Origin of the sequence: Rhodosalinus sp. (assembly GCF_046542825.1) — a bacterium.
GTDB lineage: Bacteria > Pseudomonadota > Alphaproteobacteria > Rhodobacterales > Rhodobacteraceae > Rhodosalinus.
In genome coordinates this window covers 26,636-46,888 of sequence record NZ_JBKHAQ010000005.1, presented here as the reverse complement: position 1 = coordinate 46,888, position 20,253 = coordinate 26,636, and the positions used below count along the sequence as shown (strand labels likewise).

The window sequence follows — 20,253 nt, the reverse complement described above, 5'->3', positions numbered from 1 at the left end:
TCTGGGCGCTGATCTTCATCTACATCTGGGCCGGTCCGCACCACCTGCACTACACGGCGCTGCCCGACTGGGCCTCGACGCTGGGGATGGTGTTCTCGATCGTGCTGTGGATGCCCAGCTGGGGCGGCATGATCAACGGGCTGATGACCCTCTCGGGGGCCTGGGACAAGCTGCGCACGGACCCGGTGATCCGGATGATGGTGATCTCCGTGGGCTTCTACGGCATGTCGACCTTCGAGGGGCCGATGATGTCCATCAAGGCGGTCAACTCGCTTTCCCACTACACCGACTGGACCATCGGGCACGTGCACTCCGGCGCGCTTGGCTGGAACGGCATGATCACCTTCGGCGCGCTCTATTTCCTCGTGCCGCGCCTGTGGAACCGCGAGCGGCTCTACTCGCTCGGCCTCGTGTCCTGGCACTTCTGGCTCGCGACCATCGGGATCGTGCTCTACGCCGCCTCGATGTGGGTCACCGGCATCATGGAAGGCCTGATGTGGCGCGAGGTGGACGCCAACGGCTTCCTCGTGAACAGCTTTGCAGACACGGTTGCCGCGAAGTTCCCGATGTATGTGGTCCGTGGCCTGGGCGGGGTGCTCTACCTCACCGGTGCGATCATCATGTGCTACAATCTCTGGATGACCGTCCGGCGGTCCCCGGCCAAGCAGGCCGCGGGCGCCCCGGCCGCCGTCCCGGCCGAATAAGGAGGGCCGCAAGATGGCAATTCTCGACAAGCACAAGATCCTCGAGACCAACGCGACGCTGCTGCTGATCTTCAGTTTCCTGGTGGTGACGGTGGGCGGGCTGGTCCAGATCGTGCCCCTCTTCTACCTCGAGAACACGATCGAGGAGGTGGACGGGATGCGGCCCTACAGCCCTCTGGAGCTGACCGGGCGCGACATCTACGTCCGCGAAGGCTGCTACGTCTGCCACAGCCAGATGATCCGCCCCATGCGCGACGAGGTCGAGCGCTACGGTCACTACAGCCTTGCGGCGGAGTCGATGTACGATCATCCGTTCCAGTGGGGCTCGAAGCGGACGGGGCCGGACCTTGCCCGCGTCGGCGGGCGCTACTCGGATGCCTGGCACGTCGATCACTTCCGCGACCCGCAGTCGGTGGTGCCCGAGTCGGTGATGCCGAAATACGACTATCTCGAGCGGACGCTGATCAGCCCCGAATACATCGAGGATCTGCTCCGCACGCATCGGTTCGTGGGCGTGCCCTATACCGACGAGATGATCGAGAACGCGGCCGCGGACTTCCGCGCGCAGGCCGATCCGGACGCCGATCACGAGGGACTCCTGGCGCGCTATCCCAAGGCGCAGGCGCGCAACTTCGACGGCCAGCCGGGCATCTCGGAGGCGGACGCGCTGATCGCCTACATGCAGATGCTGGGCACGCTGGTGGATTTCTCCACCTTCGAGCCGGACCCGAGCCGCTGAGGAGGCAGAGATGGAAGAATACACCTTTCTGAGGGCCTTCGCGGACATGTGGGGCCTTCTGGCGATGTTCCTCTTCTTCATCGGCGTCGTGGTCTGGGTCTTTCTCCCCAGCCGCCGCGAGGTCCACGAAGAGAGCAAGACGATCCCGTTCCGCCACGAGGACGCCCCGGCACCCGACGACGGCGAGGACGACAGCGCAGAGCGCGAGGAGGCGCGGACATGAGCGACGACCGCAAGAGCCGCAAGCCGGGCGAGCCCGAAACCACGGGGCACGAGTGGGACGGCATCCAGGAATACAACAACCCCCTGCCGCGCTGGTGGCTCTGGATCTTCTACGCGACGATCGTCTGGGGCATCGGCTATACCATCGCCTACCCGGCCTGGCCGGGGATCAAGCAGGCGACCCCGGGCCTGCTGGGCTATTCCAGCCGCGCCGAGGTGGCCGAAGAGATCGCCGAGGCGGAAGGCCGGCTCGGCGGGACAAACGAGCGCCTCGCCTCGGTCGAGCTGACGGAGGTGATCGAGGATCCCGAACTGCGCACCTACGCCACGCAGGCGGGTGCCGCGGTGTTCCGCACCTGGTGCGCCCAGTGCCACGGCTCGGGCGCGGCAGGGGTGCAGGCAGCGGGGTATCCCAACCTGCTTGACGACGCCTGGCTCTGGGGCGGCTCGATCGAGGATATCACCTATACCGTGCGCCACGGCATCCGGAACGAGGACGATCCCGATGCGCGCTGGTCGCAGATGCCCGCCTATGGCACCGACGGGATCCTGTCCGAGGAAGAGATCCACCAGGTCGTCAACCACGTCATGACCCTGTCCGGCGGCACGCCGCAGGACGCCGAGGCCGCCGAGGCCGGCGCCGAGATCTTCGAGATCCAATGCGCCGCCTGTCACGGTGCGGACGGCGGCGGCGACCCCATGCAGGGCGCCCCCGCGCTCAACGATGCGATCTGGCTCTATGGCGGCGACTACGACACGCTGATCGAGACGGTGACCTATTCGCGCTTCGGCATCATGCCGCCCTGGGGGAACCGCCTGGAAGAGCATCAGATCCGCGCGGTCTCGGCCTATGTTCACCAGCTTGGCGGCGGCGAGGCCAGCCCCGAGTAGGCGATTGCAGAGACACCCGGGGGGATGATCCCTGCTCCCCGGGGAAAGCGCCGGTGTCCCGTCCTGTTCGCGCGTTTCCAGGGGCACCGGCGCGATTTTTTTTGCTCAAATCGATTGCGGCAGCCGTTGCCCGCCCTCCACCGAAGACTGCTCTCCGCCTCTGCCGACGCGGCGTCAGGACAAGCGACCTGCGATGGACAGCAATGCAAGTGTCCGGCCCAGGGCAGACACCCTTTGCGCCGTCGAATGAGGCAGATATCCTGCCCGATGGCGCAAGGCTCGGGCGAGGCTTTCGCAATATCCGCCTCCGGTCCCGCCACGGGCGGCGGGCTGCAGCCCGCCCGCGGGGGGGTGAACTGCAGCGCACAGCCGGTGACGCGATCCCTGACGTGCCGCGGCGCAAGGTCTTTCCGGACATGCCTTCGCTCTGTCGGATCGCCGCTTGCCTCGTCCTTGGCATCGTGGGCCGGATGATCCCGTGGCCGCGGGAACGGGCGGGACCGGTCGGTCACGCGCCGGACCCTGCGCCTGTCAGGACCGTCACTGGATCAGGCGCAGCTGGTTGATCTGGCGCGCGATGGCGCTGAAGGCGTCCGAAATCTCGATGCCGTCCACATCGAAGAAATGGGCGGGCGAGGATGCACAGTTGCTCATCTCGCGCCGTGCACCCGAAGGCGCCTCGAAGGCGATCGTGTAGATCGTCACGCCGTTCCGCTTGGCCAGATCGCACTGCTCGTAGAAACTGCGCACGTTGGTGCCCCCGGACGTGATCTCGGTGCGATGTTCGCTATCGCGTCGTTGCAACTCGGTCACGGCATTTTCCGGATCGAGCGGATCGACCGGCCGGATCTGCTCGGTGATCTGTCCGTCGGTCATCAGCACGATGACCTTCGACCATCCCTCGGCATTCCAGGCAGACGGGCGGTCCGAGAACCGATCCGGAACCTGCCCCACACCGCTCAGATGTTCGAACGCAGGCCGCGTGTCGGGGTCAAGCAGCGCAAGCGCCCATTTTATCGCGTAATGCGTGCCGGTGCCGTCGTGCATCCGCATGTTCTCGATGAAATCCTCGAGGACGCCCGCCTCGTTCTGGGCATACTGGATGCGGGTGTCGTCCTCGGGGCACCAACCCCAGTCCATGACGTTCGACGCGATGGGCCAGTACATGAAGTGAGGCACCTGGTCACGGCCGCGCGGGACCAGTCCGACGGTATCGAAGTCACGCTCATCCATCTCGAGACAGGAAGAGACCTGCGGCATGCCGCCCGGCTCCGCATCGGGTCTGTTCTTGAAGAAGTGAGAGTAGTTCCACTTGCGATCGGGCCCCTTGCCGGTGTTCTGGGTCGGCCCGGAATCCGCAGCCGGACCGTTGGTGTTCCCGGCATAGCGAAAGAATGACGTCTTCTGCTTGCCATCCTTGATCGAGGCGCCGATGACCGGCGTATCGGCATCCAGCCGGTTATCGCGTCCGGTGATGTAGGCGTTGATCTGATGGAAGAAATCGTCGAGGTCGTTGCTTATGTGGGTATCGCCGCCTTCACTCGGGAACCCCTTGATCTTCACCGAATGGTCGATCTCGCCGTCTTTGTCCCTGTCGTAATAGAACACGACGTTCGAGATGTCGTGTTCCCATCGGGGGAAGTGATCGCCGCCACCACTGCCATATCGCACGCCCTCCAGATAGCTGAACATCTCGCGGCCCGGGTTGGTCTGACCGGCATAGGGGACGAGATTTATCGAGGTCGTGCGCCCCGCATCTCCACGCAGCACCGTTCGGACGAACTCTCGCGCTGCGGGCTTGAGGTTATCCATGCGATTGCTGCGCCGCATCGACCCCGAGATATCGAGCACCAGCGAGATCTCGGTGTTCGGGATCACTTCCTCCGCCGTGCCGGACGCTGCCAGCAGCAGGTCGTCGGTGCCCAGCATCTTCAGCAGCAAGGTATCCTGCTTCATGCTCAGATCGGCCGACACGCGGCGGTAGTTCAGGCCACTCTCGACCTTGACGTCGCCGAGATAATCCTCGAGCCCGGCGACCTCCATGTAGCTTTGCACGACCGCTTCGGGATCCTGCATCTGGTCGAGATCGGCCGCGGCCAGAACGGCTCTGTCGAGAATGGACTGAAGCTGGGCGCGGCGCATCTCGGCCAGCATGAAGTCGATGCCGGCCGACCCGGCCATCAGCATCATCATCAGCATGAAAATGGCCCAGATCGCCATGGATCCGGATTCGTCGCGCCGGAACCGGCGTGCCCGACCGAAAAGCCCTGTTCGAACCGTGACGCGTGGCTTGCCCATGTGTCCCCGTAACCGTTTGCCTCGGCCGCCCGCGTGGCGCCCCACCGGGTCGGAAACACAGGGAATTCGCGTCAAATTTTGGGCAATCCGCTGACCTTCTCCGGGAAGCCTACCCCTTCGCCAGCAACCGTGGCGCCACCACATCGAGGCCGAGCGTCCGGCCGACGGCGTAGTTGGTGAGCTTGCCCTCGTGCACGTTGAGCCCGTTCAGCAGATGCGAATCCTCGGCGCAGGCTGCCATCCATCCCTTGTCGGCGAGCGCCAGCAGGAAGGGCATCGTGGCGTTGCCGAGCGCAATGGTCGAGGTGCGCGGCACCGCGCCGGGCATGTTGGCCACGCAGTAGTGCATGATGCCGTCCACCTCGTAGATCGGATCGTCGTGGGTGGTCGGGCGCGAGGTCTCGAAGCAGCCGCCCTGGTCGATCGCCACATCCACCACCGCCGCGCCGGGCTTCATCGTGGCAAGCTGCGCGCGCGTGACCAGCTTGGGCGCGGCGGCCCCGGGGATCAGCACCGCGCCGATCACCAGATCGGCCTCAGCCACCATCTCGGCGGTGTTGCCCGCGCTGGCATAGCGCGTGCGAAAGAGCGCCCCGAAGGTGTCGTCGAGATAGCGCAAGCGGGGCAGCGAGCGGTCCAGCACGGTCACCGCCGCCCCCATCCCGGCGGCCACGCGCGCGGCATGGGTGCCCACCACGCCGCCGCCGATCACCGCCACGGTGGCCGGCCCCACACCGGGCACGCCGCCCATCAGCACGCCGCGCCCGCCGTTCGCCTTCTGCAGGGTCCAGGAACCTGTCTGCGGCGCCAGCTTGCCCGCCACTTCGGACATCGGCGCCAGAAGGGGCAGGCCGCCGCGGTCGTCGGTCACGGTCTCATAGGCGATCGCGGTCACGCCGGAGTCGAGCAGGTCGCGGGTCTGCTCGGGATCGGGGGCGAGATGCAGATAGGTGAAAAGCACCTGGCCCGCGCGCAGCCGCTTCCGCTCGGGCGCCTGCGGTTCCTTGACCTTCACGATGAGTTCGCCCTCGGCGAACACCTCTTCGGCCGTCTGGGCAAGCCGCGCGCCGGCGGCGAGGTAGTCCATGTCCTCGAACCCCGCGCCCTGGCCGGCGCCGGCCTCGACGATCACCTCGTGACCGTGGGCGACAGCCTCGCGGGCGGCATGGGGCGTGAGGCCCACGCGGTATTCCTGCGGCTTGATCTCTTTCGGGCAGCCGATCTTCATGGCGTCTCCTCCTCGTCCGCCCCGAGCATGGCCGAGTCGCCGTGCAAAATCCCGCGGGATTCCTCTCGCAGATCCCTCCGTTCGGCGGATATTCTCCCGCAGGATTCGGCATTCTTCGGAGGGGCTGCGAAAATGCTGCTCGACGACACCGACCGCCGCCTGCTGCGCGTGCTGCAGCGCGAGGGGCGCATCTCGAACGCCGAACTGGCCGAGCGGGTGCACATGTCCGCTTCGGCCTGCCACCGGCGGGTGCAGCGGCTGGAGGCTGCGGGCATGATCCGCGGCTACGTCGCGCTTCTGGATGCGCGCAAGCTGGGCGTGCCCGCCACGGTCTTCGTCGAGATCACGCTGCAGACCCAGGCCGACGAGGTGCTGGAGGCTTTCGAGCAGGCGGTGCGCCGGGTGCCCGATGTGCTGGAGTGTCACCTGATGGCCGGCACGGCGGACTATATTCTCAAGGTCGTGGCCGAGGACACGGAGGATTTCGCCCGCATCCACCGGCAATACCTGACCCGCCTGCCGGGCGTGGCGCAGATGAAGTCGAGCTTTGCGCTCAGGACCGTCTCGGCCACCACGTCGCTGCCGATCTGAGCAAGCCGAATTTTCGATCGAAAATTCGGCCTGGCCCAGGGCCCGCTCCCGAAGAATTTTCGATCGAAAATTCTTCTGCGCTCAGGCGGCTGCAACTTGCAGAACGGCGTCTTCCATCGCGGCAAGGAAGCGGGCGACTTCGGCCTCGGTGTTGTAGTGGCAGACCGAGACGCGGATGCAGTCCTCGCGCCCAAGAGGGTCGAGGATGTTGCCGCAGTAGTGGTCGTTCCTGCGGATGTGCACCCGCACGCCGCGCGCGCCCAGGTGATCGACCAGATCGGCAGACGCCATCCCTTCGAGCCAGAGGGAAACGACACCCTCGCGTCCCTCCGCAGACGCCGGTCCGATGACCCGCACGCCCGGCATCCCGGCCAGGCCGCGCAGGTTGCCGGTGCCGTGCAGCATCGACCCGAGCAGGTGCGCTTCGTGCGCGGCGACGGCGGCACCGGCTGCCTCGAGACGTCCGCGGCGGTCATCGGGTTCGGCGAAGTGCCCGCCCAGCCAGTCGAGATAGTCCACGACGTCCGAGAAGGTGGCGTAGGCGCCGGCATCGCGCGTGCCGAGTTCCCAGGCGCGCGCCGGACCGCCGGCCAACTGTTCGTGCGGCAGCGCCGTCAGCCGTTCGGAGGCCCAGCCGACGCCGTAGCCGTGGCGCGCAAACATCTTGTAGGGCGAGACGGCGTAGCCGTCCGCGCCCGCGACGGAGACCGCGCCGTGGCTCGCGTGCTGGATGCCGTCCACGATGACGAAGGCCTCCGGCGCCACGGCGCGCACCGCGGCGATCACCGCCGGCACGTCCACCGCCATGCCGGTCACGGGCGAGGTGTGCACGATGCTGACCACGCGCGTCTCCGGCGTGACGCGGGCCGCGTAGGCCTCCGCCGTGACGGTGGCGGCGGCATCGTCATGCGGCACGGCGACGAGCCGGCGGCCCGTCGCCTCCGCCCAGTGCGCCATGGCGCTGCGGCTCGCCGGATGCTCGAGCGTCGAGCAAAGCATCGTGCCGCCCGCCTCCGCCCCCGTCGCCGCGGTGCGGATCAGGCGGAAGAGGATCTCGGTCCCGCTTTCGCCCACGAAGACCTCGCCATCCCTGGCGCCGAAGAAGGCGCGCATGTCGGCGCGGCCCCTGGCGATCACCTCCATCAGCGCGCGCGAGGCGGCGTTGGCGCGGCCCTGGTTGTCGGGCAGCGCGGCGTAGAAGCCGGACGTTTCGGCGACTTTCTTCAGGTGCAGCGCCCCGCCCGCGTTCTCGAAGAAGACGCGCGGCCCGTCGAAGGGGCACGCCTCGACATGGGCGAAGCGGGTTCTGACGGCCTCCATCAGGCCGGGGGTCTCTGCGATCACTGCGCGGGCTCCATTTCCGCGGCCCTGTCCCTCAGCCGCAGGCCCCCCGGGTCGAAGGGCGGCTCCGCGAGGACGCGGGCGGCATGCGGGCGGCCAAGGATCGCGACATGCACCGCGTCCCCCGGCCCGGCCAGTTCGGGCCGCAGATAGGCCAGCGCCAGCGACTTGTCCACGTGATAGCCGTAGGCGCCCGAACTGACCTGCCCGGCAGGCGTGCCGTCGGGCAGGAAGACGGGCTCGCCGCCGCTGGCGTCGGCCTCGGTGGCCTCGATCTCCAGCAGACGCATGACCTCTCTCGGGGGATCGCCGGCCACCGCCTCCCAGGCCGGCTTGTTGAGGAAATCCTTGTCGCGGCGGATCAGCCCGTCGAGCCCCGATTCCTGCGGGCGGTACTCGAGGCTGTAGTCCCGGCCCCAGGAGCCATAGCCCTTCTCCATCCGAAGCGACATCAGCGCGCGGCTTCCCGCAGGCCCTGCGCCGACCTCGCGCCCGGCGCCAAGCAACGCGGTGTAGAGCGTCAGCTGATCCTTTGCCGCGCAGTGCAGCTCCCAGCCGAGCTCGCCGGTGAAGGAGACGCGGATCGCCACGCAGTCCACGCCCGCCACCGTGATCCGGCGCGAGCGGAAGAAGGGGAAAGCCGCGTTCGAGAGATCGGCGTCGGTGAGCAGCGCGAGCAGGTCGCGCGCCCGCGGCCCGGCCACGTTGAAGCCACAGACTACCTCGGTCAGGCTCTCGACCGTGGTGCCGGCGGGCAGCGGCACCTGCGCGAAGACGCGCTGGTGGAAGCGTTCGGCCGCGCCCGCGCCGATCACCCAGAGCTCTTCCTCCCCCAGCCGCGTGACGGTGAAATCGCCGGCCACGCCGCCGCGCGCGCCGATCAGCGGCGCGAGGCAGGAGCGGCCCACCTCGCGCGGCATCCGGTTGGCGAGCAGCGCGTTCAGCCAGTCCTCGGCGCCCGGCCCGGCGACGCGGTATTTCGCGAAATTGGAGATGTCGAGGATGCCCGCCCGTTCGCGCACCATGCGCGCCTCGCGCCCCACGCTCTCCCACCAGGGCTGGCGGGTGAAACCGGCGCTGTCCGGCGTCTGGGCGTCGAAGTAGAGCGGATGCTCCCAGCCGTAGTTGAGGCCGAATCTCGCGCCCATCTCCTGCTGCATGGCAAAGGCCGGGCGGGTGCGGACGGGGCGCCCCGCCGCGCGCTCCTCTCCGGGGAAGTGGATGGCGAAGCGGTGGGCATACTGGTCGCGCACCCGCGCCTTCGTGAAACCCTTCGTCGCCCAGTGCCCGAAGCGCGCGAGATCCCAGCCGAAGAGGTCGAGCGAGGGCTCGCCCTCCACCATCCATTCGGCGGCGAGGCGGCCCAGGCCGCCATTCTGCGAAAACCCCGGAATGATCCCGCAGCAGCAGAAATAGCCGCGCCTCTCCGGCACCGGCCCGAAGAGCGCCGAGGCGTCGGGCGACCAGATCATCGGCCCGTTGATGACCCGCTTGATGCCCGCGGAGGCCAGCGCCGGGACGCGGTCGATGGCGCGCATCATGTTCTCCTCGATCCTTTCCAGATCGTCGGCGAAAAGCTCGTGCCCGAAGTCCGGCGGCGTGCCGTCCTCCGCCCAGAAGCGCATGTCGCGCTCATAGGCGCCGACCAGCAGGCCCTTGCCCTCCTGGCGCAGGTAGTATTCGCCGTCCCGATCCGCGATCGAGGGCAGGCGGCGGTCCATCGCCGCGATCTGTGCGATCGTCTCGGTGACGAAATACTGATGTTCGGTCGGCAGGAGCGGCAGCGTGATGCCCGCCATCGCCGCCACCTCGCGCGCCCAGAGCCCGGCGGCGTTCACGACCCAGGGGGTGCGGATCTCGCCCTTCGCCGTGCGCACGATCCAGGTGCCGTCGGGCTGCTGCTCTGTCCCCGTCACCGGCGTGAAGCGGTGGATCTCGGCGCCGCGCTGCCGCGCGCCCAGCGCATAGGCGTTGGTCACGCCCGAGGGGTCGACGTTGCCGCCGTCGGGCTCGAACATGATGCAGCGGACGCCCGCGAAATCCGCAAGCGGATGCAGCCGCTCGGCCTCGTCGCGGCTGATCTCGTGGAAGTTCATGCCGTAGCGCCGGGCCTTGGCCTCCTGCAGGCGCAGCTGGTGCTCGCGCGCCTCCGTCTGCGCGAGGTAGAGCGAGCCCGGCTGGAACACCCCGCAGCTCTGGCCCGTCTCCTCCTCCAGCTCCTTGTAGAGCTGCATGGTGTAGTGCTGCAGGCGCGAGATGTTGGTGACGTCATGCAGCCCGTGGATGTTGGCCGCCGCGTGCCAGGTGGAGCCGCTGGTGAGTTCGTCGCGCTCCAGCAGCACCACCTCGGTCCAGCCGAGTTTCGCCAGATGGTAGAGGATCGAGCAGCCGACGACGCCGCCCCCGATCACGACGGCCTGGGCATGGGTGCGCATGGGCTCTCCTTCGCTGCGCCGCCCGGGACCACAGGCGGCGTCAGCGGCAGACTAGAGGCCCGCGCGCCCATGCTTCGGGCCTGCCGCCGTCAAAGACAGGCCCGAAGGCGACATGCGCTGTCGCGCGCGCTCAGGCCGCTTCACGCGCGCCCAGCATACGCGCCACGGTCTCGCCCATGGCCGAGGGGTGCGGCGCGACGGCGATGCCTGCGGCGGACAGGATTTCAACCTTTTCCTGCGCACTCTCGCCGAAGGCCGAGATGATCGCGCCCGCGTGCCCCATCTTGCGCCCCCTGGGCGCCGAAAGCCCCGCGATGTAGGCGGCGACCGGTTTCGTCATGTGCTCTGCCGCCCAGTCCGCCGCCGCGGCCTCCTGCGGGCCGCCGATCTCGCCGATCATCAGCACCGCGTCGGTCTCGGGGTCGGCCTCGAACAGTTCCAGGATGTCGCGGAAGCTTGACCCGTTGATCGGGTCGCCGCCGATGCCCACGGAGGTGGAGACGCCGATGCCCAGCGCCTGCATCTGGCTGGCCGCCTCGTAGCCCAGGGTGCCGGAGCGGCCGACGATCCCCACCCGGCCGGGCAGGTAGATGTGGGGCGGCATGATCCCCATGAAACCCTTGCCGGGCGAGATCACGCCCGCGCAGTTCGGGCCGATCAGTCGCATCTTGCGTGCGCGGGGGTAGCGGCGGAGAAAGCGCTTCACCTCCATCATGTCCTGCGCCGGGATGCCGTCGGTGACGCAGACGGCGGTGCGGATGCCGGCATCCGCCGCCTCCATGATCGCGTCGGCGGCGAAGGGGGGCGGCACGAAGACCAGGCTCGCCTCGGCGCCGGTCGCCTCGACCGCCTGGCGCACGGTGTCGAACACCGGGCGATCCAGCACCGTCTCGCCGCCCTTGCCGGGGGTGACGCCGGCGACGACGTTGGTGCCGTGCGCGATCATTTCCTCGGCATGGAAGCGGCCGATGCGGCCGGACATGCCCTGCACGAGGACCTTCGTTTCGGAGTCGATCAGGATCGCCATGGTTCCCTCCTTCAGGCGGCAAGCTGCGAGCGCGCGGCGACGGCGGCCTCTGCCGCCTCTGCCAGCGTGTCCGCGGTGATCAGCGGCAGGCCCGAATCGCGCAGGATGCGCCGCCCCTCATCGACGTTGGTGCCGGAGAGGCGCACCACGACGGGCAGCGAAAGCCCAAGCTCGCGATAGGCCTGCACCACCCCTTCGGCCACCCAGTCGCAGCGGTTTATGCCGGCGAAGATGTTCACGAGGATCACGCTCACGTTGCGGTCGGCCAGCACGGTGCGGAAGGCCTGGGTCACGCGGTCGGGGCTTGCGCCCCCGCCAATGTCGAGGAAGTTGGCGGGGGCGCCCCCGGCGAGCTGGATCATGTCCATCGTCGCCATGGCGAGGCCGGCACCGTTGATGATGCAGCCGATGTCGCCCTCGAGCCCCACGTAAGCCAGGCCATGATCCGCCGCCATGCTTTCGCGCGGGTCCTCCTGGCTCGCGTCGCGCAACTCGGCGATCTGCGGGCGGCGGAAGAGTGCGTTGGTGTCGAAGCTCATCTTGGCGTCGAGCGCCACGATCTCGCCCGAGTGGGTCACGACCAGCGGGTTGATTTCCACCATCATCGCGTCGAGTTCTCGGTACGCGCGGTAGCAGGCGCGCAGCATCGTCACCATCTGCGCCACCAGCCCGCCGCGCAGGCCAAGGGCAAAGGCCAGCTCGCGCGCCTGGAACTCGCAAAGGCCCGTGGCCGGGTCGATCACCATGCGGCGCAGCGCGCCTGGGTCGCGTTCGGCCAGGTCCTCGATCTCCATGCCGCCCTGTGCAGAGGCCACGATCATGATCCGCTCGGACGTGCGGTCCAGCACGAAGCCCAGGTAAAGCTCCTGCGCGATGTCGGAGGCCGCCTCGACCCAGACGCGATAGACTTCCTTGCCGGCCGCACCCGTCTGCTTCGTCACCAGCCGCTTGCCGAAGAGCGTGGCGGCGAAGTCGCGCACCTCCTCCTCCGAGCGGCACAGCCTGACGCCGCCCGCTTCGCCGCGACCGCCGGAATGGATCTGCGCCTTGACGACCCAGGCCGCCCCGCCCAGCGCGCGGGCGCGGTAGCCCGCCTGTTCCGGGCTGTAAGCGAGCCCGCCGCGCGGCACCGGCACGCCGAAGCCGCGCAGGATTTCCTTGGCCTGATACTCGTGAATGTCCATCTCGATCCTCCCGGGGTTCGGGCAAGGGGGAGGGTCCGGCACGGGCCGACCCGCGCCGCCGCGTCGTCCCCCTGTTGCCTGCGTTACTCCGCCGCGACGCGCAGCGCGGGGCTTTCGGCCGGCCCGGTGAACCAGGCCATCGCGGCAGCGGGACCGCGGCCGAATTCCACCTTCATCCCGGCATCGGCCAGCGCCATTTCCGCCACCGAGAGCGCGGTCAGGCACATGCCCTCGTTCAGGTCGCCCAGGTGGCCGATGCGGAACACCTTTCCGTTGAGCTTCGCAAGGCCCGAGCCGAAGGAGGTGCGATAGCGCTCGTAGGCGATTCGCAGCACCTCGCGCGCGTCCACCTCCGCCGGAACGCGGATCGCGGTCACCGTGTCGGAGTAGAGCGAGGGATGCTCTGCCACCAGATCGAGCCCCATGGCGTTCACGCCGCGGCGCACACCCTCGGCCAGCCGGCGATGGCGCGCGACGACATTGTCCAGCCCCTCTTCGAAGATCAGCTCGAGCGAGGCGCGCAGCCCGTGCAAAAGCTGCGTGGGCGGCGTGTAGGGGAAATAGCCGCCCTCGTTCATCTTCACCATGTCGGAGAATTCGAAGTAGGCGCGGCGCATTTGGGCTGTCTTCGACGCCTCCATCGCCTTGTCGCTGACGCCCAGTATGCCAAGGCCCGCGGGCAGCATCAGCCCCTTCTGCGAGCCCGTCACGGCAAGGTCCACGCCCCAGTCGTCCATGCGGAAGTCGATCGAGCCGATGGAGGAGACACCGTCCACGAACAGCAGCGCGTCATGGAAGCATTCGTCGAGCGCCCGGCGCACCGCCGCCACGTTCGAGGTCACGCCGGTCGCCGTCTCGTTGTGGGTGACGAAGACCGCCTTGATCCGGCCGTCCCGGTCGGCGCCCAGCCGGCGCGCGAACTCCTTGACCGGCGCGCCCGCGCCCCAGGGCACATCCACCACCTCGACATCGAGGCCCAGGCGCCGGGCCATCTCGACCCAGAGGGTCGAGAACTGCCCGTGCCGGGCCATCAGCACCCGGTCGCCGGGATCTAGCGTGTTGGTGATCGCCGCCTCCCAGGCGCCGGTGCCCGAGCCGGGGAACATGAAGACGCGCCCCGTTTCGGTGCGCAGGACGCGCTTCAGACCGTCGAAGAGGCCCAGCGTCAGGTCGCCGAAATCCGGCGCGCGCATGTCCTGCATCGGCACGTTCATTGCCTGCCGGACGCGCTCGGGGACATTGGTAGGGCCGGGGATGAAGAGGTGGGATTGTCCGGTGCGCATGGGGCCGATCCTTGGGCTGAGTCCGTGTCTGACCCCTCTGTGCCATTGCCTTTCATTTGTGCAAAAGCAAAACGGGTTCTGCTGTGAACGCGAGAATTTACAGATCGCCAGAACTGTGAAATTGTAAACCACACATCAGTCAACCGTGTGCAAAGGCATGCAGAAGACCTTCATCGGCCCCCACCTGCGCCGCCTGCGGCAGGAGCGCGGCGAGACGCAGGCGCAGATGGCCCGCGCGCTGGGCATCTCCACCTCCTACGTCAACCTGCTGGAAAACAACGAGCGCTCCGTCTCGGTCCCCGTCATGCTGCGGCTCTTCGAGGTCTACGGCGTGGACTGGCGCGCCATCGCCGAGGACGACGGCGCCACGCGGCTCGCCGACCTGCGGACGGCGCTGCAGGATCCGCTCTTCGAACAGGGGCGCCCGGACCTGCCGCAGCTGCGCGCGGCGCTCGTTCATGCGCCGGGCCTCGTGGAGAGCTTTCTCGCGCTCTACCGCGCCTTCCAGGCCGCGACCGACCAGATCACCGCCGCCGACCCCAGCGCCGAGCCGCTGCTCGCCGCCTCGCCCGAGGCCCTCGTGCATGATTTCTTCCGCCGCAACCGCAACCATTTTCCGGAACTCGAAGCGGCGGCCGAGGCCTTCTGGAACGGGCCGCCGCCGATCGACGAGGTCTATTCCCACGCCAAGGCGCGGCTGCGCGAGCGGCTTGGAATCGCCACCCGCGTCGTCCCGGTCGAGGAGCTGCCCAACGCGCTGCGCACCTTCGACGAGGCGCGGGGCGAGATCCTGCTTTCCCAGGCGCTCGATCACCCCAACAGGGTGTTCCAGCTGATCCACATCGCCGGGCTCGTGGAACAGCGCGATCTGCTCGACGCGCTGCTCGACCGCTCGGGCATCACCGATCCGCAGGGTGCGGCGCGCTGCCGGGTGGAGCTTGCCAACTACTTCGCCGCCGCTGTGCTGATGCCCTATGCGCCCTTTCTCGAAGAGGCGCGGGGATCGAAATACGACATGGACCATATCGCCACGCGCTTCGGTGTCAGCTTCGAACAGGCCTGCCACCGGGCCACGACGCTGCAGCGCGACGGCGCGCAGGGAGTGCCCTTCTTCTTCCTGCGGGTGGACAAGGCCGGCAACGTCACCAAGCGCTTCAACTCGACCAGCTTCCACCTTGCGGAGCGCGGCGGCGCCTGCCCGCGGCTCGACGTGCACACCTCGTTCCGCACCCCGGGGCGGATCGTGCCGCAGTTCGTCGAGATGCCGGACCGCAGCCAGTTCTTCGTCGTCTCGCGCACGGTGGACCGCCCGACCTTTGCCCGGCACACGCAGGACATCCGCCTCGCCGTGGCGATGGGCTGCGCGATCGAGCACGCGGCCGAGATCGGCTATGCCGAGGGGTTCCGCGTGGCCGGCGCGCAGATGACGCCGGTGGGCATCAACTGCCGCATCTGCCCGCGCGCCAACTGCGACCAGCGCGCCCACCACGCCGCCATCCTCGCCCGTCCGGTGGACGCCCGGCGGCGGGGCGCGACGCGATATGACGGGTGACTGGGCGCTCTTCGCCCCTGTCGGGGCTCATCGCTGCGCGGGGCGAGGACGCCCGTCAGGGCGGAGGAGCGCGCCCTCACTCCGGCGCCACGATCTCCAGCGCCACCGCCTGGTCCGAGAAGGCGAGGAAGTCGCAGCCGCCCGCGCCCAGCACCTCGCAAAGCGCGCGGTATTCGTGCTCGCGCCAGCCGGGGTAGCCATAGAGCTCGTCGAAGACCAGCACGCTGCCCGGCACCAGCCGCGGGCGCAGCGCGTCCAGCACGAAGCGCGTGGGGGTGTAGGTGTCGAGGTCGAGATGGGCGAAGGCCACCGGCCCCTCGTTCGTCGCCAGCCAGCCGGGCACCGTGTCCTGCACCCGGCCCTTCACCAGCCGCACGCCCGGCCGGACCTCGGGCAGCTTGCCGTCCAGAGCGAAGCGGCCCTTCCGCCCACCGCGCGCGTGGCCGGTCCAGTCCTCTTCCAGCCCCTCGAAGCTGTCGAATCTCCAGACGGTGACGCCCGTGCCTTTCAGCACCCGCGCAAACAGGTTCACCCCCATGCCCGCGCCACACGCAGGATCGGCAGAAGGAGCGGACACCGATGCCAGTCGCGTGCCCGCGCGCAGGCCCGGCGGCGCAGGTCGGCTTGCGCGGAAAGAGCCTGGCGCGCGCCAGCTGCGCGCGGAAGGTCTTGAAACTGTCGCGCAGCGCCCAGTCGTGCAGAAGGTCGAGGGGCCTGGCGCGCGCGGGCGGCACGTCGTCCTCCTCGCCGCTCATCCGCCCGACGCGCGCAGCACGATCTTGCCGATGTGGGCGGAACTTTCCATGCGCGCGTGGGCCTCTGCCGCATCCTCCAGCGCGAATTCGGAGTCCATCACGGGCCCGATGCGGCCGGCATCGAGCAGAGGCCAGACAGTCTCCCGCAGGCTGGCGGCGATGCGCGCCTTGGCAAGGTCGGACTGCGGGCGAAGGGTGGTGCCTGTGATGGTCTGCCGCTTCAGCATCACCGGCGCGAAGTTGATCTCTGCCTTCGATCCCTGCAGGAAGGCGATCTGCACCAGCCGCCCCTCTTCCGCCAGCGCCCTGAGATTGCGCGCGATGTAGTCGCCGCCCACCATGTCGAGGATCAGGTTGGCGCCGCCCTCTGCCTTGAGAACCTCGACGAAATCCTCCGATCGGTAGTTGATCGCCCGCTCCGCTCCGAGGTTCAGGCAGGCCACGCATTTCTCGTCCGACCCGGCGGTGGCGAAGACCCGCGCGCCGAAGGCATGGCCCAGCTGGATCGCGGTGGTGCCGATGCCGGACGAGCCGCCATGCACCAGGAACCGCTCGCCCGCCTCCAGCCCGCCGCGCATGAAGACGTTGGACCAGACGGTGAAGAAGGTCTCCGGCAGACAGGCGGCCTCCTTCAGCGCCATGCCCTGGGGCACCGGCAGGCAATGGACGGCGGGCGTCACCACATACTCTGCATAGCCGCCACCCGGCAGCAGGGCGCAGACCCGGTCGCCCACCGCCCGGTCGTCCACGCCCGGTCCCACCGCCACGATCTCGCCCGACGCCTCCAGCCCCGGCAGGTCCGAGGCGCCGGGCGGCGGGGCGTAGGCGCCCGCCCGCTGCAGGGCGTCGGGCCGGTTCACGCCGGCATAGGCCACGCGGATCAGAACCTGCCCCTGCCCCGGGTCGGGCACCGGCCGCTCGACCGGGCGCAGCACCTCGGGGCCGCCGGGTTCGCTGATCTCGACGGCGCGCATGGTGGTCCGGGTCATCGGCTCACTCCTGCGGGGTCGGGCGGGACCAGCGGCCCGGCATGTCGGAGGCATCGCGCGGCGTGCGGCTGCGCAGGCGGTCGAAGACCCACTCGGGGCCGGCAAGGACCCCCTTCATCACCGGGTTCTGCCTTGCCTTCTCGAAGCGCATCACGTCCTCGATCCGCCGGTCGAGAAAGGCCCAGGTGGCCGAGCTGTCCGGCGTGTCGTCGCCCAGCCAGAAAAGCACGGTCGAGGAATAGACCCCCGCCAGCGTCGCGCGCTTGGTGTAGTAGCTGAAGTCGCGTTCGGTGTCGCCCAGCGCGGTCCAGATCGCATCCGCCGTGCCCCAGATCAGGCGCGCGCCCTCCGGCGCGTAGGGCGGCAGGGAAAACAGCGTGGCGCCGCGGCGCACCGCCTCCTTGTCGCCCGCGACCTCCAGCCGCACGCGCACGGCGAAGGCGATGCGCTCGCGCATCCGCATCCCCAGCAGGTCGGCGCGTGCCAGCCGCTCCAGCATCGCGGCATCCCCGCGCTTGTGGAAGGCCACGGCCAGATCGACGGCGCCGCGGGGAAAGAGCGCGCGCGCCAGCGCCATGTCCACGCCGGCGTCACGCACCGCGGCACGAAAGGCGGCCTCCGACCATCCGTCGAAGGGCACATGCATCAGCGCCGCGTCGAGCAGCGCCTCTCGGGTCGGATCGGGCGGCATCTGATCGGGCATAGGCACTCTCCTCGCGCGGCTGAAGGGGCAGCTAGTCGGGCAGCCGGTGTCGGCCAGCCCCTTTGTCATTCAAGCAGGCGGCTGCCGGGAATGTCCAGCACCAGCCCCTTGCCGAACGCCTGGGACGGCGTTCGGTAGCCGCGAGGGGCCGGACCTGCAAGGACACGGCGCGCGATCTCGACCGCCGACCGCGCGGTGAAGGCATAGGGCTCGCAGACTTCCAGGCGCGCCTCTGCCACGGCGCCGCCCGGCCCCTCGGCGCGCGCGAAGAGCCGGGCGCGCGCGGTCCGACGCGTCGCGGCATCCGGCCCCTCGGGCAGACGCGCGAGCGCGCGTTCCGAGAGCGCAAGTCGCGCGGCGATCCGGCGCAGCGGGCCGGGGAGCCGCATCAGCGCCGCGGTCGCGGGCGCGGGGGCCATGAAGACCTCGATGTCCGGGATGCCCGTGCTGTCCCAGGCGGTTTCCAGATCGCCCCAGGTCGTGGCGATCACGCGCCTTGGGCCGTCGCCGAAATCCAGCCGTGTCGAAAGCCTGCCGCTGCGCGGCTCCAGTCGCCCCGCGCGACGCACCAGCGGGGCCGCGTCGAGATTGCGCGCCGCCGTGCGCAGCGTCCCGCGCGAGGGGGTGTCGATCCCGGCGAAGGCCAGCGTGAGCCGCTCCGCTTCCGGGCAGCGAGCCGCCACCATCGCGGCGAGGCAGTCGGTTGGCACCACGTCGAAACCGCAGCCGGGCAGCAGGGCGACACCCGCCGCCACCGCGCGCGGTCCCGCCGCGCGCAGGGCGGCGAAGACGGCGGGCTCCCCGGTGATGTCGAGGTAATGCGTTCGGCTCGCGATGCAGGCCTCGGCCATCGCCGCCGAGGTTTCGGCGAAGGGGCCTGCGGCATGGATTACCGCGCCGCAGCCCTCGAGCGCCCCACGCAGGCCCGCCGCATCGTCCAGCGCCACGGCCCGATGCGACAGCCCCAGCCGGTCGGCCACTTCGGCGAGCCTCACGGCGTCCCGCCCGGCAAGGACCGGCCGCAGGCCGCGCGCCACCGCCTCCTCGGCGATCAGCCGGCCGGTGAAGCCGTAGGCCCCGTAGATCATCGGTCCGGGTCTCGTTCCCTGGCTGGACATCATGGCGCAACCCTGTTAAACAACTGCCTTCGATCTATATGGCCAACTTCAGACGGAAAGGTGGTGACCCCTACATGCAGGTCAGCGTTCGCGACAACAATGTCGATCAGGCGCTCCGCGCGCTGAAGAAGAAGCTCCAGCGCGAGGGCGTGTTTCGCGAGATGAAGCTCCGGCAACATTTCGAGAAGCCGTCCGAGAAGCGCGCGCGCGAGAAGGCCGAAGCCATCCGCCGTGCCCGCAAGCTGGCGCGGAAGAAGGCGCAGCGCGAAGGACTGCTCTGAACGGCAGCGAAGCTGAATCCCTGCGGCCCTGACCGGGCGGTAGCGGTTTCTGAGGCCCTGGCACCGGTGCCGGGGCCTTTTCATCTCTGGTGTCCTTTTCATGTCCGGTATCCTTTTCATGTCCGGTTGACGGCGCTCAGGCCACGGCGGCCCAGGCCAGCCGCACCGCGATCACCACCAGCAGCGCCATGACGATCCGGTCGAAGGTCTCGCGCGCCATGTAGCGGGCCAGGACATTGCCCACCGGCATGCCCCCGAAGAGCGGCACGCAGGCGGCAAGGCTGAGCATCAGCCGGTCCGGCGTCAGGATGCCCAGCGACCAGAGCGCCGGGATCTGAACCATCGACATAGCCAGGAACAGGACAGAGATCGTCGCGATGAAGGCCTCGCGCGGCAGCCGCATCGCGCTGATGAAGGTGATCGAGACCGGGGCCGAGATGCCGGCCGCCCCCTGCATCACCCCCGCAACCAGCCCTGCGGGCATCACCAGCCGATCTGCGACATGCCGTTCGAGCACCCAGTGCGGACGGGCGAAGCGGAAGGCCACATAGGCCAGCGTCATGCCCGCGACGGTTCCCATCAGCACCGGCCCGGAAAGCGCCGCAAGCAGGACCGATCCGATGGCCGCGCCCAGACCGGCGCCGAGCGTCAGCAGGATCAGGAACCGCGCCGGCAGCAGATGCGCGCGATAGTGCCAGCCCTGCCAGCCGTTCGACAGCAGCGAGGGCAGCGCGAAGACCGCAACCGCGAAGGGCACCCCGTGATAGAGCGCCATGATCGGCACAACGATCACCGGGACGCCCGCGCCGATCGCGCCCTTGAGCACGCCACCCGCCGCGAAGGCGAGCGCGATCAGCAGCAGCCCCTCCTCCATGCTTTCGCGCGCCTCCTGCCGGTTGCCGTTCGGGCCAG

19 protein-coding genes are annotated in these 20,253 nt (G+C 69.1%); 7 read left to right on the top strand and 12 right to left on the bottom strand.

Annotation, left to right across the window (positions count from 1 at the left end; all coding sequences use genetic code 11):
* From ACLFOB_RS01635 to ccoP, 4 genes are all read left to right on the top strand, one after another.
* A partial coding sequence (locus tag ACLFOB_RS01635; RefSeq protein WP_410924518.1) for a cbb3-type cytochrome c oxidase subunit I occupies positions 1 to 704 on the top strand: 704 nt, incomplete at its 5' end.
* A 13-nt stretch (positions 705 to 717) separates the two neighbouring features.
* Positions 718 to 1,443, top strand: a complete 726-nt coding sequence (gene ccoO / locus ACLFOB_RS01630; RefSeq protein WP_410916443.1) for a cytochrome-c oxidase, cbb3-type subunit II — start codon at positions 718 to 720, stop codon at positions 1,441 to 1,443.
* 10 nt (positions 1,444 to 1,453) lie between these two features.
* The gene (locus tag ACLFOB_RS01625) at positions 1,454 to 1,666 is read left to right on the top strand and encodes a cbb3-type cytochrome c oxidase subunit 3 (protein ID WP_410916441.1); all 213 of its coding nucleotides are present in this window, start codon (positions 1,454 to 1,456) and stop codon (positions 1,664 to 1,666) included.
* A complete protein-coding gene (ccoP, locus tag ACLFOB_RS01620; protein ID WP_410916439.1) occupies positions 1,663 to 2,556 on the top strand; it encodes a cytochrome-c oxidase, cbb3-type subunit III in 894 nt (297 codons plus the stop codon). Before ACLFOB_RS01625 ends, ccoP begins: the two co-directional genes overlap by 4 nt.
* Before the next feature lie 540 nt (positions 2,557 to 3,096).
* On the opposite strand, the gene ACLFOB_RS01615 is transcribed toward ccoP, so the two are convergent.
* Positions 3,097 to 4,776, bottom strand: coding sequence for a pilus assembly protein TadG-related protein (locus ACLFOB_RS01615; protein WP_410916437.1), 1,680 nt, complete (start codon positions 4,774 to 4,776; stop codon positions 3,097 to 3,099).
* A gap of 187 nt (positions 4,777 to 4,963) precedes the next feature.
* Positions 4,964 to 6,082, bottom strand: a complete 1,119-nt coding sequence (gene ald, locus ACLFOB_RS01610) for an alanine dehydrogenase (protein WP_410924517.1) — start codon at positions 6,080 to 6,082, stop codon at positions 4,964 to 4,966.
* A 132-nt stretch (positions 6,083 to 6,214) separates the two neighbouring features.
* Here ald and ACLFOB_RS01605 point away from each other — a divergent pair, with 132 nt between their 5' ends.
* Positions 6,215 to 6,673: an Lrp/AsnC family transcriptional regulator gene (locus ACLFOB_RS01605; protein WP_410916433.1), complete on the top strand. Its 459-nt coding sequence runs from the start codon at positions 6,215 to 6,217 to the stop codon at positions 6,671 to 6,673.
* Between the two features lie 81 nt (positions 6,674 to 6,754).
* Here ACLFOB_RS01605 and ACLFOB_RS01600 read toward each other — a convergent pair whose 3' ends face one another.
* The 5 genes from ACLFOB_RS01600 to ACLFOB_RS01580 form a co-directional block, all read right to left on the bottom strand.
* Positions 6,755 to 8,017, bottom strand: coding sequence for an aminotransferase class V-fold PLP-dependent enzyme (locus tag ACLFOB_RS01600; protein ID WP_410924516.1), 1,263 nt, complete (start codon positions 8,015 to 8,017; stop codon positions 6,755 to 6,757).
* Complete coding sequence (locus tag ACLFOB_RS01595; RefSeq protein WP_410924515.1) at positions 8,014 to 10,449, bottom strand: GcvT family protein; 2,436 nt, start codon at positions 10,447 to 10,449, stop codon at positions 8,014 to 8,016. The genes ACLFOB_RS01600 and ACLFOB_RS01595 overlap by 4 nt, the downstream gene beginning before the upstream one ends.
* A 130-nt stretch (positions 10,450 to 10,579) precedes the next feature.
* Positions 10,580 to 11,476, bottom strand: a complete 897-nt coding sequence (gene sucD, locus ACLFOB_RS01590) for a succinate--CoA ligase subunit alpha (RefSeq protein ID WP_410916568.1) — start codon at positions 11,474 to 11,476, stop codon at positions 10,580 to 10,582.
* A gap of 11 nt (positions 11,477 to 11,487) precedes the next feature.
* Positions 11,488 to 12,660, bottom strand: coding sequence for a malate--CoA ligase subunit beta (locus ACLFOB_RS01585; RefSeq protein WP_410924513.1), 1,173 nt, complete (start codon positions 12,658 to 12,660; stop codon positions 11,488 to 11,490).
* Between the two features lie 83 nt (positions 12,661 to 12,743).
* Positions 12,744 to 13,943: an aminotransferase class V-fold PLP-dependent enzyme gene (locus ACLFOB_RS01580; RefSeq protein ID WP_410916566.1), complete on the bottom strand. Its 1,200-nt coding sequence runs from the start codon at positions 13,941 to 13,943 to the stop codon at positions 12,744 to 12,746.
* 157 nt (positions 13,944 to 14,100) lie between these two features.
* On the opposite strand from ACLFOB_RS01580, the gene ACLFOB_RS01575 reads away from it, so the two are divergent.
* Positions 14,101 to 15,495, top strand: a complete 1,395-nt coding sequence (locus tag ACLFOB_RS01575) for a helix-turn-helix domain-containing protein (protein ID WP_410924512.1) — start codon at positions 14,101 to 14,103, stop codon at positions 15,493 to 15,495.
* A gap of 76 nt (positions 15,496 to 15,571) precedes the next feature.
* Here ACLFOB_RS01575 and ACLFOB_RS01570 read toward each other — a convergent pair whose 3' ends face one another.
* The 4 genes from ACLFOB_RS01570 to ACLFOB_RS01555 form a co-directional block, all read right to left on the bottom strand.
* Positions 15,572 to 16,033: a class I SAM-dependent methyltransferase gene (locus ACLFOB_RS01570; RefSeq protein ID WP_410924510.1), complete on the bottom strand. Its 462-nt coding sequence runs from the start codon at positions 16,031 to 16,033 to the stop codon at positions 15,572 to 15,574.
* A 213-nt stretch (positions 16,034 to 16,246) separates the two neighbouring features.
* A complete protein-coding gene (locus tag ACLFOB_RS01565) occupies positions 16,247 to 17,239 on the bottom strand; it encodes an NAD(P)H-quinone oxidoreductase (RefSeq protein ID WP_410924509.1) in 993 nt (330 codons plus the stop codon).
* A 4-nt stretch (positions 17,240 to 17,243) separates the two neighbouring features.
* Entirely contained in the window at positions 17,244 to 17,942 is a 699-nt protein-coding gene (locus tag ACLFOB_RS01560; RefSeq protein ID WP_410924508.1) for a COQ9 family protein, read from the bottom strand.
* A gap of 65 nt (positions 17,943 to 18,007) precedes the next feature.
* Positions 18,008 to 19,030 (bottom strand): saccharopine dehydrogenase family protein, encoded by a 1,023-nt coding sequence (locus tag ACLFOB_RS01555; protein ID WP_410924506.1) that lies wholly within the window; start codon positions 19,028 to 19,030, stop codon positions 18,008 to 18,010.
* Positions 19,031 to 19,134: 104 nt separating this feature from the next.
* Between ACLFOB_RS01555 and rpsU the strand changes: the two genes are divergently transcribed.
* Positions 19,135 to 19,341, top strand: coding sequence for a 30S ribosomal protein S21 (rpsU, locus tag ACLFOB_RS01550; protein WP_057812606.1), 207 nt, complete (start codon positions 19,135 to 19,137; stop codon positions 19,339 to 19,341).
* A 136-nt stretch (positions 19,342 to 19,477) separates the two neighbouring features.
* Here the strand turns inward: rpsU and ACLFOB_RS01545 are convergent, their stop codons facing one another.
* Positions 19,478 to 20,215 carry a sulfite exporter TauE/SafE family protein gene (locus ACLFOB_RS01545; protein ID WP_410924505.1) on the bottom strand — a complete coding sequence of 246 codons (738 nt, stop codon included), beginning with the start codon at positions 20,213 to 20,215 and terminating at the stop codon, positions 19,478 to 19,480.
* Between the last annotated feature and the right edge of the window lie 38 nt (positions 20,216 to 20,253).